Below are 255 nucleotides of genomic sequence, written 5' to 3' on the forward strand. Positions count from 1 at the left end.
GTTGTTTCATCGGGCCGGCGTTGTCGGTGTCGGCCAGGGGTTTGAAGCGTTGGCATTGGGCTTCGGTGAATTCGCCGATGACGCTGAAGAACGAGGCGGTGTTGTGGCGTGGGGTGCTGTAGTCGAAGAGCACGTCGTAGCCTTCCCAGGCCCAGGGGCTGACGGTCGGGGTGACGCCGACTTCTTCGCAGACCCAGCCGTTGAGCAGGTTTTGCTCGGCGTCGTGCAGCAGGCCGTCGAGGCGGTACCAGCGCC

The 255-nt window shown here is 64.3% G+C and carries 1 pseudogene; it reads right to left on the bottom strand.

Annotated features, from left to right (window positions below):
• Positions 1-255 (bottom strand): annotated as a pseudogene (locus ACZYR5_RS29720) (glycoside hydrolase family 19 protein); the annotation flags it as partial.

Source organism: Pseudomonas sp. F007 (genome assembly GCF_057814275.1).